Here is a 12466-nt window from a genome sequence, read left to right as displayed (position 1 = left end):
GGCTGGTTGCGCGGTCGCGGTCAACTATCATTCTCACGCCGAAGCCGCACAAGAGCTGGTCGATCGCATCATCGACCAGGGAGGGCGTGCGATTGCGATCCAGGCTGATGTGTCAAAGGAGGAGGACGTCATTCGCCTTTTCGATGAAGCAACAACAGCGTTCGGGCGCATTGATGTGCTTAYGTCTAACTCGGGTATTCAGAAGGATGCCGCGATTGCCGACATGTCGCTTGGCGACTGGAACACCGTCATCGACATCAACCTGACCGGACAGTTCCTATGCGCGCGGGAAGCTGTGCGACGCTTCCGTGCCCAGACGGTGAGCAAACGTCCAGCCCGCAGTGCCGGCGTCATCATTACAATGAGTTCAGTGCATGAATGCATCCCGTGGGCCGGGCATATAAACTACGCAGCTGCCAAAGGTGGCGTTCACATGTTCACACGTACACTCGCCCAAGAGGTTGCGGCTGATGGAATCAGGGTCAATGCGATCGCACCTGGTGCCATCAAGACGCCGATCAACAAGGACGCCTGGGAGAGYGAAGAGGAACTGACTAAGCTGCTCAGRCTCATCCCYTATGGCCGGATTGGCGAGCCAGAGGACGTGGCAAAGGCTGCTGTATGGCTGGCGTCTGACGAGGCCGACTATATCACCGGTACTACCCTCTACATTGATGGCGGCATGTCGCTCTACCCGGAGTTTCGCAACAATGGCTGAGCCGCTTCGTACGATCGGCGATCACGGCATCATTGGCGACCTTGAAACCGTCGCTCTGGTCGCGYGTGACGGGACCATTGACTACTTGTGTTGGCCGGCGCTGGACAGTCCGACCATCTTCGCCGATCTGCTGGATAACGGCAAAGGTGGAGCTTTCGAAATCAAGCCTCAACTTGATAACCCGCGTCATCTTCAGCTTTACGTGCCAGATACGAATGTCTTGATCACACGCTTCATGGCAGAAAGCGGCAGTGCGGAAGTAGCTGACTTCATGCCACAACCCGAAGCCCGGATGCGTGCAGGCCGGTGTGAGCGTGGTCTCATTCGCCGGTTGACCGTGACAAGCGGAGAGGTGACATTCACTGTGCGTTGCGCGCCGCGCTTCGACCCGGATGCGTGCAGGCCGGTGTGAGCGTGGTCTCATTCGCCGGTTGACCGTGACAAGCGGAGAGGTGACATTCACTGTGCGTTGCGCGCCGCGCTTCRATTACGCTCGCCATAGCCCTGAGGTCGCAGCCACTGAAGGCGGCGTATGCTTCAAAGGCGAAGAACTGTCCTTATCCCTTTTTGCYTCCATTCCGCTTGACTCACATGCAGCGGAAGCGACTGCACGCTTTACGCTGTCCAAAGGGGAGAGTGCATGGTTCATCTTGTGCGACAGTACCATGCCACCACCCGATGATGCGCTCGTGTCGTCGTTGATCGAGGAAACGATCAAGGCGTGGCGCTCGTGGCATGACAAATCGACCTACAATGGGCGTTGGCGTGAGCACGTGCTTCGTTCCGCGCTCGCATTGAAGCTTCGTGGCGCTCGTGGCATGACAAATCGACCTACAATGGGCGTTGGCGTGAGCACGTGCTTCGTTCCGCGCTCGCATTGAAGCTTCTAACCTCGGCTCGTTACGGTTCGATCGCAGCCGCAGCTACTTTCTCTTTGCCTGAGGCGCTGGGTTCAGAACGCAACTGGGACTATCGGGCGACCTGGATCCGTGACGCCTCATTTACTGTCTATGCCTTCATGCGGCTTGGCTTTGTCGAAGAAGCGGAACACTTCAATCAATGGGTCAGCGCGCGCGTTGCAAAGTGTGACCGTTCTTCTCCATTGCGCATCATGTACGCGCTTGACGGGTCGGCTATGGCCGATGAATCAGAGCTACCGCATCTTGCAGGTTACGCTGAGAGCCGACCGTTGCGGATCGGCAATACAGCTCATGCGCAGACTCAGTTGGACATCTTTGGTGAACTTCTCGACAGTGTCTATCNCTTGACGGGTCGGCTATGGCCGATGAATCAGAGCTACCGCATCTTGCAGGTTACGCTGAGAGCCGACCGTTGCGGATCGGCAATACAGCTCATGCGCAGACACAGTTGGACATCTTTGGTGAACTTCTCGACAGTGTCTATCTATCGAACAAGTATGGATCTGCAATCAGCCATGACGGCTGGGAGCATGTCCGCACTATCGTCGATCATGTGATCGACCATTGGCAGGAGCCAGACGCCGGCATTTGGGAAATCCGCTCGAAGCATCACCATTTTCTTCATTCACGGTTGATGTGCTGGGTTGCGCTGGACCGGGCAATTCGGCTCGCCAAAAAGCGATCGCTTGGCTCTCCTCTGGTGGCCTGGACCGAAACCCGTGACGCGATAGCCAGAGACATCTGGGATAACTTCCGCCATCCCGAGAACGGCTATTTTGTGCAGGAGCGCGGCGGGACTGAACTTGATGCGGCTCTCCTGATGATGCCGCTCGTCCGGTTTGTTTCGTCAAGCGATCCTGTCTGGCTCAAGACGCTTGATGCAATAGGAGAACAGNCCCGAGAACGGCTATTTTGTGCAGGAGCGCGGTGGAACTGAACTTGATGCGGCTCTCCTGATGATGCCGCTCGTCCGGTTTGTTTCGTCAAGCGATCCTGTCTGGCTCAAGACGCTTGATGCAATAGGAGAACAGCTCTGTGACGACGGGTTGGTTTACCGCTATCGTGGCGCTGATGGACTAGAAGGAGAAGAAGGCGCCTTCACGACCTGCACATTCTGGTATGTCGAATGTCTAGCCCGAGCYGGCCGTCTCCAGGAGGCTCAGATGAACCTGGCAAAGGGCCTTGCCTATGCCAACCATCTCAGCTTATTCGCAGAGGAAGTCGACGTGCGCGGGCTYCCGCTCGGCAATTTTCCGCAAGCCCTTAGCCATCTCGCATTCATCAGTGCCGCCTATTTCCTCGACCGTCGGCTCGACCCCGCCTATCGGCCGAATTGGCAGCCTTGATNATTTTCCGCAAGCCCTTAGCCATCTCGCATTCATCAGTGCCGCCTATTTCCTCGACCGTCGGCTCGACCCCGCCTATCGGCCGAATTGGCAGCCTTGATGCCCTGATAACTGAGCTTGCGACTTGATACGGAAGCAACCTAGCCTTCGATAATGTGCTAAACGCGCAGGCAAATCGATGGCGGGAACGATCCGGTCGACCGCGCTGGCGTTCTCGTACAAAACCACCGAAATGCCAAGGCTACCAAGCGCCGGATGCGCAAGCTCTTGAAGGGCCTAGGACGATCGCCGCGGGCGATGATCACTGACAAGCTGCGATCCTCCGGCGCAGCCAAACGAGAGATCATGCCGGGTGTCGAGCATCGCTCCCACAAAGGGTTGAATAATCGGGCAGAGAATTCTCACCAGCCGGTCCGGCGACGAGAGCGGATCATGAAGCGCTTCAAGTCACAGCGACATCTACAACGATTTTTCTCTATCCATGACCCGATCACCAACCTGTTCCACATTCCGCGCCACGACATCCCATCAAACCATTATCGCGAATTGCGTTCAGCTGCGACGAACCTGTGGGCCAAAATCGCGCAAGCATGATCGGCGAAATCGGCCGGCGCCATGGTCTGCGCTCGTTGCCGTTAAGTTGACAATGCCGACGAACATTGAATTGCTGGTTCACATTTTGGATGGCAGCGCGGATCGCAGCAGCCATCGCGTGTCCGTAATCATCATCACGAAGGCGCAACATGATGGGTACACTGACGTCAACGATGTGGTGATCTACGGGTATAAGGGAGAACGCCAACTTGTCCGAATGCAGGCGCGCGCGTAGTCTGTCCAACACGTAAGAAGGCATAGAGTACCCAGTATGTTCAGCTCGCACCAAGGCACATTCCAGACGGCTGAATTGATCCGGCACGATATTGATATCGTCCACGGCCTGGCATCGAACACGGTTGAAATGTTTGAGCGGAATGTTGACGCTGCCATTGCAAACTGGCTCGACTGGAACCGATCAATCGATCCGGAACACGAGGCAATCGCTGCGGTGCGCGTCAAATGCAGCTTGCTGGCAGAGTACCTGCAAGAGGCCGGTGTGCTCTACCGCAAGCCAGAAGTCGATGAGCTAAAGGCACAGGCTCATTCTGCGGTTGATGCGTTTGAGGCAGTATTCCGCGGTTAGCGAAGGATCCTGTTGCAGCTCTGCGGGAACGAGTTCGCATCAAGTGTATTAGTGAATCCGGAAATACCGGAGACACACCATGGCGAGGTTCTTTTTTCATATCCGCAGGAACGGCGTTCTGGAGATGGACACGGAAGGTGTTGAATTCTCAAATCACGAAGCCGCCCACGCAGATGCGGTTCGCTTCGTCCGAGAACTGCTCGCTGAGCGGATCATGAGCGACGGCACCATCGACGAAGAATGCGTGCAGGTAGCATCTGAAACCGGTGATCTTCTGTCAGAAGTCGAGTGCGGCTCTTTGGTTAGGCTGACATGCGCAAGCTACCGCACTTGAAAATCAGCCGCGGTATCTATCTAGCGAGGGATACCAACCTTCGTGACGGCATTGATGATTGATCCCGGCTCTACCATTGCGAAAGACATCGCGGCTTATGCGGATGTCGCGCGCTGCTTGCTGCTATTCGGCGACGACCATGGGTACAAGACAGCTATTGCCCAGATGACGCGCCGTGTGATGAAGACGGAAGCTGTCCTTTCCACAAAATTCAAGGCCGTCGAGGCATGGGACAGCCCTCAGAACATCAACCATCTCGGTAGAATGATTGACGACCTGCAGGCTGCTTGCATGGCTTCAGAGATGAGCCCTATGGCACGTGCCTTGGGTACGCCTTAGTCTGACGCCGCCCACTTAAACGCGCTCTGGTAGCCATTCACTGCGCGCACCATTGAGCCGCTCATTTGGCGTAGCCGATGTGTCGGATCGCGCGTTGGTCTGCCACCAAGTCCGCCTCCGACGCTTCCGCCAATATCGGCTCACCGAATCGCTATGGCTTCCCTTATGAGCTTAGCTCTCATTGATTTTGCCTGATGGACTTGGGCAATTAGTGGGCGAGGCCCGCCCCTCGAGGGTGGGGCGAGCCTCCTGCCGTTTCGCCTTAGAAGTCCATGCCGGCGCCAGCGGGCATGGCCGGAGCTACTTCCTTCTTGGGCTTTTCGGCGATCATCGCTTCGGTCGTGACCAGCAGACCTGCCACGGAGGCGGCATCCTGGAGCGCGGTGCGAACGACCTTGGCCGGATCAATGACGCCTTGGGCGTACAGATCCACATACTCGCCTGTCTGGGCGTTCCAGCCGTAGGAGAACTCGCTTTTCTCCCGCAGTTTTCCGACAATGACAGACCCTTCAGCGCCGGCGTTTTCGGCGATCTGACGGACGGGCGCCTCGATCGCACGGCGGACGATCTCGACGCCGACCTTCTGGTCCTGATTGGCCGTGCTGAGATTGTCGAGAGCCTTGACAGCGCGCAGCAGCGCGACGCCGCCACCGGGCAGGATGCCTTCCTCGACGGCTGCACGGGTTGCGTGCAGGGCATCGTCCACCCGGTCCTTCTTTTCCTTCACCTCGACTTCCGTGGAACCGCCCACGCGGATGACGGCAACGCCACCGGCGAGCTTCGCCAGGCGTTCCTGCAGCTTCTCGCGGTCATAGTCGGAGGTGGTTTCCTCGATCTGGGCGCGGATCTGTGCGACACGACCATCGATCTCCGCCTTGGAGCCAACGCCGTCGATGATGGTGGTGTTCTCCTTCTCGATCGCCACCTTCTTGGCGCGGCCGAGCATGTTGAGCGTGACGTTTTCAAGCTTGATGCCGAGGTCTTCGGAGATGACCGTGCCGCCCGTCAGGATGGCGATGTCTTCCAGCATGGCCTTGCGGCGGTCGCCGAAGCCCGGAGCCTTTACGGCGGCGATCTTCAGGCCGCCCCGAAGCTTGTTGACGACGAGCGTAGCAAGCGCTTCGCCCTCGACATCCTCCGCGATGATGAGCAGCGGCTTGCCCGATTGGACGACGGCTTCGAGAACCGGCAGCATCGCCTGCAGGTTGGAGAGCTTCTTCTCGTGAATGAGGATATAGGGATCCTCAAGCTCGACACGCATCTTGTCCTGGTTGGTGACGAAGTAGGGGCTGAGATAGCCACGGTCGAACTGCATGCCTTCCACGACTTCGAGTTCGGTCTCGGCGGTTTTGGCTTCTTCAACCGTAATGACGCCTTCGTTGCCAACCTTTTCCATCGCTTCGGCAAGGTATCGGCCGATCTCGGAATCGCCGTTCGCCGAAATCGTACCGACCTGAGCGATCTCGGAATTGCTGGTGATCTTCTTGGCCCTGGATTTGAGTTCCTTAACGACGGCGTCGACGGCGAGATCGATGCCGCGCTTCAGGTCCATCGGGTTCATGCCGGATGCAACCGCCTTGGCGCCTTCCTTGACGATCGCCTGGGCAAGAACCGTTGCGGTGGTGGTGCCGTCGCCGGCAAGATCATTGGTCTTCGATGCCACTTCACGCAGCATCTGGGCGCCCATGTTCTCAAACTTGTCTTCCAGTTCGATTTCCTTGGCGACCGATACCCCGTCCTTGGTGACGCGCGGCGCACCGAAGGACTTGTCGATGACGACATTGCGACCTTTCGGACCGAGCGTGACCTTTACGGCGTTGGCAAGAACATCGACCCCACGCAGCATGCGTTCACGGGCATCGGTGTGAAACTTGACTTCCTTTGCAGCCATTTGTGTAACTCCTCAACAGGCAGCTATCTGACTGATGGATTAGGCCGGTCTTGGCTCAGGCGGCCTTTTTCTGCTCGGCCTGAGCTTCAATGATGCCCATGACATCGCTTTCCTTCATGATCAGCAGGTCTTCGCCGTTGATCTTGATCTCAGTACCTGACCATTTGCCGAACAGGATGCGATCACCGACCTTGACGTCGAGCGCCTGGATCTGGCCGGCTTCGTTGCGCGCGCCGGGGCCGACAGCGATGACCTCGCCTTCCTGTGGCTTTTCTTTGGCGGTGTCGGGAATGATGATGCCGCCTTTGGTCTTCTCTTCGGATACGACCCGGCGAACGAGAATTCGATCATGAAGCGGTCGGAACGACATGTTTTCCTCCGATGGACAAACAGTGTTGACGTTGTTCCCCTGGCCGGACCGGATGACCAGTCCGGGCGGGTGCAAAACCTCGTTCGAGCATTTTGCGCCGGATGATCTGGTTTTTGGATTTTTCATTTTCAAGAGGCCACAACGAAAAAACTAGCACTCGCTTTTTCGGCTGCTAACATTCTGAATTTGAATGATATTATGACTCCTTCGTTTGAAAGGACGTTGAAGAAGCGTAGATTTTGCGACACGATTGCTGCGTTAGGAAACGGAGATGAAGCATGCAGTTTTCATCTGATCTCGAACGACAACTGAACGGCTACGGACTGACGACAGCGCACATCCTCTACCGCATCCCGGATTTTAAATCCGTGCTGCAGACCTATGTCTGGCAGGATTACGATCTGGCGCCCGATTTTCCCGAAATGCGAAAGTTGCTCCACCGCTGGCAGACCAGGCTCGACGGCCCCCTTCATTCCGTCCGTTACAGCCATCAGCGGCTGATAGGGCCTAACGAATGGCGCCGTGTCGAAGGCGAGTTCAAGCTTCACTGAGGTCTTGAAACCAGATTTTCTCGTTCCTAGCTCTTCCGCGGCCGGGGCTTGATGAGCTCGGTCTTGATGCGCACGTCTGTTCGGAGTGAGGCTAAAATGGAAGAAGGAACGCATAAAATCAAACATCTCGACATAGAGGAACGCGAGGAGTTTTTCGTGGACATCGCCCGCGCCCTCGAGCACACCTCGCGCAATGCTTTCATTGAAGGTCACAGGCACTTTGCGGCGATGTCGAAAAGTATGGCCGAGGCAATCCGTATTAATGCTGACGAGCTTGCTCGTGATGAGTTGACCAATGCGGAGCGTGTGCTTCAACAGGCAACGGCGATGATCGCACAGTTCAAGGCCGTACATCCCTACCCGCTAGTGAGCATGGCCATACACTGAGGAGTCCGCCCGTTTTGGACAGCGGCTCAGAAATCGGCGCTCCGATGTTTTTCGCAGCACCCCTCTTGAACTTCAATTTTCTCGAAACCAGATCATGTGTGTCAGCCGCCGACTGGGGCTGACACTACCGGAGACGCGAGTTTCCGCCCGTCTCTATTCCATCTCGCTTCACGGAGGATTTGGTTATGAGAAACGATCTTGATTTTGCACCGCTTTATCGCTCCAGCATCGGTTTCGACCGCGTGTTCAGTCTGTTGAACAACGCCCAGCGCTTGCAAGCAATCGACAGTTGGCCACCCTATGACATCGTCAAAACGAGTGACGACGACTACCGCATCGAGATGGCGGTTGCGGGCTTTGGCGATTCCGACCTCGACATCACGCAGGAACGGAACGTTCTTGTCATAAAAGGTGAAAAGGCTGAAGCCAGAGACGGCGAGTACCTGCATCGCGGCCTTGCCGGTCGTTCGTTCGAGCGCCGGTTCGAGCTGGCCGACCATGTGAAGGTCGAAGACGCCTCGCTGGTCAATGGTCTCTTGCGCATCCTCCTGAAGCGCGAGATCCCGGAAGCCATGAAGCCGCGTAAGATCGCGATTGGGACGTCAACCGGACAAGCCGCGCCGTTGCAGATCGAAGCAGAACGTCAGGTGGCCTGAAGGGTCAGACCGTAAGCAGGCGTCTTGTCAAAAATTCCTGGCAAAGGTCCACAAAAGCTGTGGGCTCAGAATGAATGCCGGCGACGGAAAGCTTATCGTCCGCGCACTCAATAAGACGATGTCTCAGGCGTCGCTTCAGCTTCCAAAGTAAATGACCAGGGAGTGCTCCGGCGCTCCCTACATTCGCAATACAGACACAGATCGGGCAAGGACAGGAGGAAGCCATGAAACCCGACATGTTTGAAGAGCCCGTTACCATTCTGCTCGGATTGGGCGTTCCGACCGAGGTGAAATCGGTCATGCACGCCTACCAGATCCTCGTGGACTGGAGAAACCGCGATGACCACGCAAGGAACCTTGCGCTGAAGGCCTGCCGCGCTGCGCTAAACGGTGATATCGATGCGCAGACGGCCAGAGCCGTGTTTGTCGCCTTTGCGGAAAGGCACGACCTCGTCGCGCCGAAGATGGACAGTTTGATTGCTGGAAGCCGTGGACGCAATAGCGACCCACACGTCCGCTGAGTGCCAATCCCCCGCAAGGCGAAACGTTGCCTACCCAACGTTCCATTCGGCCCTTTGGGACACAGCTTAGGATGCTAGATGCTAGCGTAGCCGATGGCAGGTACAAGCCAATGAGATTCGCGTCCTTCTAGGCACTGGCTGTCGCTTCCGCCTTAATTGAAATGAAACCACAGACCCGCTGTAATGTTCGCCGCGTTGGGGGCCAAAGATCTGGCCCTCAATTACATGGTGCTTCTACCATTGAGACGCACTCTACCTTCGGGAAGTCCAATGTCGTGCCGACTATGTCGTTTACGCTGTTGGTCACAGTTCTGATCGCAACATGTGCGGTTCCGTGTATTTCCGCATCCGACAAACGTAGGATCGAGCCGTCTCCACGCTGGCGCTGAGCGCTTGAACATGGGAGCGCGGTTATGGCAAGCGCCATGGCGCTTTCCTAAAATCCCTATAACTTCAGGTTAGGCTGCCTCGCGGATAAGAAGAACCGATGTCGGTGAATTGATAGTCGTCATAGCGCATTCGCCTTGAAGGGTTTGCCAAGAATAACGCCCCGCCGTCGCATCCCCTCATAAGCCGAACAAATTTGCATTGAGCATGTTCCTGACCTTCCCACTGCAACTACCGCTAGATGTTCCATTGCCATCGATCTGGAGTTTTCGTTAACCACTCGTCGTTTCTCTACTTTCATGACTATGTGGCGTCAGGCGCGGGCCTAAAGTCGATTCCCATAGTTGTGCTTGGCGATGACCTCGTAGAAGGTCGACGGGGCAATCCACAGCAGCTTGCACATTGCTTCAACCCCGATTACCGAGCAGTGTTCGTCTATGAAAAAATCATTGCTTCAGTGGCCGGTCGAGTTCCGACATCACGCACGCGCTCATCGTCATCAAGGTCTTTTGGAAAACGCATGGAATGATATTACTCTTTCAAATTTGTGATTTATCAATTCGAGCTAGAGAGTAGACTCCGTGACCACGGCCCCCGCGAGTAATCAAAGCATGGAGTATTTCCGCGCCAGGCAACAGGATGTCTTGATCGCTCCGGTGTTCGGCAAGTCTGAGATTTCGATGGCGAGGTTGTCTTGCATGAAACCGGGCCATGGCGTCATCGATCCGCCCGTCCATGAAGATGCATTTTTTCTTGCTTTTAATCTTCTTGATTACGACGGTGATCTATGGGTCGATGGAAAGAAAGTGGTCACCAAACTCTCAAAGAGCGGCAATTTTACCATTTACGACCATCGGCGCACATGGTTGGCCGATATGAAGTCGTCATTTGACGGTCTTGGTTTCCATATACCTCGCACCGCATTGGCTGCTTATGAAGAAGACCTTGGCGGCAAGCATGTTGACACACTGCACGCGCCCCCCGGCAAAGACATCGAGGATGATGTCGTTCGAGGGCTAGTTCGTGCATGCATTCCAGTCCTTACCGATCGGTGCAATGCAACAAAGATGTTTCAGGACCACATTGCAGCTATTCTGACCTTTCACCTATGTGCAACCTATGGCAACGCGAGCATCAGAAAACCGGTTCAAGGTGTTCTAGCCCCTTGGCAGAAGAAGCGGGCAATAGAAATGTTGGAGGCTGATCTTGCCGCAGATCTGCCATTGGCTGCTGTTGCCGCAGCATGCGGGCTGTCCCAAGGTTACTTTACAAGAGCGTTCAGGCTATCGACCGGGCATCCACCTTATCGTTGGGTGGTTTTAAAACGGGTAGAGAGAGCAAAAGAGCTGCTGCGATTAACGGACATCACAATCGCTGAAGTCGCGTTTGTCTGCGGTTTTTGTGATCAGGCCCATCTGACCCGGATGTTTGCAGCTAAAGTTGGCATGACTCCCGCTCAATGGCGCAGGGCTTCGCGTTAGCGAAGTAGCCCTTCTCTCGACATCGGTAAAATCCAAGTTTCAGCCGCTACGTCCAATAAAAACGGCGCGGCGATCACCATAACGTTGCGACACCCTGGCTTTGCAAACAGCGAAGCTCAGATCGCAGGACGCAAAAATGACGAAAACTCCATCGCACCTGACCCGCCGCAACGCACTTTTCAGCGTAGCTGCGGTGGCGGCTTACGCAACCCTTCCAACCGGATGCGGATCAATAGCCTTTGCTGCATCCTCCAAACATTCCGATGAAGGAACCAAGTCCATGAGCACTGTTACCACAAAAGACGGCGTTGACATCTTCTACAAGGACTGGGGTCCGAAGGACGCCCAGCCGATCGTCTTCCACCACGGCTGGCCCTTGTCCTCCGATGACTGGGATGCCCAGATGCTGTTCTTCCTGTCGAAGGGCTACCGCGTTGTCGCCCATGATCGCCGTGGTCACGGGCGCTCGGCCCAGGTGGCAGACGGTCACGACATGGACCACTATGCCGCCGATGCCTTCGCCGTCGTCGAGCATCTGAACCTGAAGAACGCCGTCCACATCGGCCACTCCACCGGCGGCGGCGAGGTCGCCCGTTACGTGGCAAAGCATGGCCAGCCTTCCGGCCGGGTTGCCAAGGCAGTGCTGGCGGCGAGGTCGCCCGTTACGTGGCAAAGCATGGCCAGCCTTCCGGCCGGGTTGCCAAGGCAGTGCTGGTCTCCGCCGTTCCACCGATCATGCTCAAGACTCCCTCAAATCCGGAAGGTCTGCCGATGGAAGTGTTTGACGGCTTCCGTTCCGCTCTGGCCGCAAACCGCGCGCAGTTCTTCCGGGATGTGCCRGCCGGTCCGTTCTATGGCTTCAACCGTGATGGCGTGACCGTGCACGAAGGGGTGATCCAGAACTGGTGGCGTCAGGGCATGATGGGCGGCGCCAAGGCCCATTATGATGGCATCAAGGCTTTCTCCGAGACCGACCAGACCGAAGACCTGAAGGCAATCACCGTGCCGACACTCGTTCTGCACGGCGAAGACGACCAGATCGTTCCGATTGCAGATTCGGCTCACAAGTCGGTCAAGCTGCTGAAGAACGGCACCGTTCTGCACGGCGAAGACGACCAGATCGTTCCGATTGCAGATTCGGCTCACAAGTCGGTCAAGCTGCTGAAGAACGGCACGCTGAAGACCTATCCGGGCTTCTCGCACGGGATGCTCACGGTCAATGCCGACGTGCTGAATGCGGATCTGTTGGCCTTCGTTCGAACTTAAAGTTGGGAAACGAGCGACCGGCGCAATATTTTGCGGCGGTCGTCCAAAACTTAACTCTTGAACAAAAAAATCGAACTGGCGGCCCTTTCATCCAAGACTTGAAGTTCGGCCCAGATGGT

Annotated in this window: 13 protein-coding genes, 3 pseudogenes and 1 other annotated feature; of the genes and pseudogenes, 14 read left to right on the top strand and 2 right to left on the bottom strand. The window is 56.2% G+C overall.

The genetic code is table 11. The features are described from left to right. The 8 genes and pseudogenes from ASD54_RS05525 to ASD54_RS05480 form a co-directional block, all read left to right on the top strand. The coding region (locus tag ASD54_RS05525) for an SDR family oxidoreductase (protein ID WP_062553613.1) at positions 1-718 on the top strand (718 nt) is incomplete at its 5' end. After that, positions 711-1130, top strand: a complete 420-nt coding sequence (locus ASD54_RS26930) for a trehalase-like domain-containing protein (protein WP_062553612.1) — start codon at positions 711-713, stop codon at positions 1128-1130. The genes ASD54_RS05525 and ASD54_RS26930, both read left to right, overlap by 8 nt. An 866-nt stretch (positions 1131-1996) precedes the next feature. Continuing rightward, positions 1997-2533 (top strand): annotated as a pseudogene (locus tag ASD54_RS05510) (glycoside hydrolase family 15 protein); the annotation flags it as partial. A 1-nt stretch (position 2534) separates the two neighbouring features. Beyond that, positions 2535-2984: glycoside hydrolase family 15 protein (locus ASD54_RS27050; RefSeq protein WP_348272041.1), on the top strand; the 450-nt coding region annotated here is incomplete at its 5' end. 195 nt (positions 2985-3179) lie between these two features. Further along, positions 3180-3578, top strand: a pseudogene (locus tag ASD54_RS05500) (DDE-type integrase/transposase/recombinase); the annotation flags it as partial. Positions 3579-3849: 271 nt separating this feature from the next. Then, positions 3850-4164 (top strand): hypothetical protein, encoded by a 315-nt coding sequence (locus ASD54_RS05490; RefSeq protein WP_062553607.1) that lies wholly within the window; start codon positions 3850-3852, stop codon positions 4162-4164. A 79-nt stretch (positions 4165-4243) separates the two neighbouring features. Beyond that, positions 4244-4498 (top strand): hypothetical protein, encoded by a 255-nt coding sequence (locus tag ASD54_RS05485; protein WP_062553606.1) that lies wholly within the window; start codon positions 4244-4246, stop codon positions 4496-4498. Between the two features lie 42 nt (positions 4499-4540). After that, positions 4541-4837: a hypothetical protein gene (locus tag ASD54_RS05480; protein ID WP_156379088.1), complete on the top strand. Its 297-nt coding sequence runs from the start codon at positions 4541-4543 to the stop codon at positions 4835-4837. Positions 4838-5099: 262 nt separating this feature from the next. Here the strand turns inward: ASD54_RS05480 and groL are convergent, their stop codons facing one another. Then, positions 5100-6728: a chaperonin GroEL gene (gene groL / locus ASD54_RS05475; protein WP_062553604.1), complete on the bottom strand. Its 1629-nt coding sequence runs from the start codon at positions 6726-6728 to the stop codon at positions 5100-5102. A 55-nt stretch (positions 6729-6783) separates the two neighbouring features. Continuing rightward, complete coding sequence (locus tag ASD54_RS05470) at positions 6784-7098, bottom strand: co-chaperone GroES (protein WP_062553603.1); 315 nt, start codon at positions 7096-7098, stop codon at positions 6784-6786. 278 nt (positions 7099-7376) lie between these two features. On the opposite strand from ASD54_RS05470, the gene ASD54_RS05465 reads away from it, so the two are divergent. The 6 genes and pseudogenes from ASD54_RS05465 (at position 7377) to ASD54_RS27205 (ending at position 12347) form a co-directional block, all read left to right on the top strand. Continuing rightward, the gene (locus ASD54_RS05465) at positions 7377-7649 is read left to right on the top strand and encodes an aspartate-semialdehyde dehydrogenase (protein ID WP_062553602.1); all 273 of its coding nucleotides are present in this window, start codon (positions 7377-7379) and stop codon (positions 7647-7649) included. 96 nt (positions 7650-7745) lie between these two features. Then, positions 7746-8036 (top strand): hypothetical protein, encoded by a 291-nt coding sequence (locus ASD54_RS05460; protein WP_062553601.1) that lies wholly within the window; start codon positions 7746-7748, stop codon positions 8034-8036. Between the two features lie 185 nt (positions 8037-8221). Then, positions 8222-8692, top strand: coding sequence for an Hsp20 family protein (locus ASD54_RS05455; protein WP_062553600.1), 471 nt, complete (start codon positions 8222-8224; stop codon positions 8690-8692). A 224-nt stretch (positions 8693-8916) separates the two neighbouring features. Beyond that, the gene (locus tag ASD54_RS05450; protein ID WP_062553599.1) at positions 8917-9213 is read left to right on the top strand and encodes a DUF982 domain-containing protein; all 297 of its coding nucleotides are present in this window, start codon (positions 8917-8919) and stop codon (positions 9211-9213) included. A gap of 763 nt (positions 9214-9976) precedes the next feature. Continuing rightward, positions 9977-10089 (bottom strand) — a sequence feature (AL1L pseudoknot). A 92-nt stretch (positions 10090-10181) separates the two neighbouring features. Continuing rightward, positions 10182-11081 carry an AraC family transcriptional regulator gene (locus ASD54_RS05445; protein ID WP_156379087.1) on the top strand — a complete coding sequence of 300 codons (900 nt, stop codon included), beginning with the start codon at positions 10182-10184 and terminating at the stop codon, positions 11079-11081. 136 nt (positions 11082-11217) lie between these two features. Beyond that, positions 11218-12347, top strand: a pseudogene (locus tag ASD54_RS27205) (alpha/beta hydrolase). The last annotated feature ends 119 nt before the right edge of the window (positions 12348-12466 follow it).

It is taken from the genome of Rhizobium sp. Root149, from assembly GCF_001427345.1.
GTDB lineage: Bacteria > Pseudomonadota > Alphaproteobacteria > Rhizobiales > Rhizobiaceae > Neorhizobium > Neorhizobium rhizoryzae.
The sequence above is the reverse complement of the archived record's forward strand: the minus strand, read 5'-3'. Positions and strand labels throughout refer to the sequence as shown.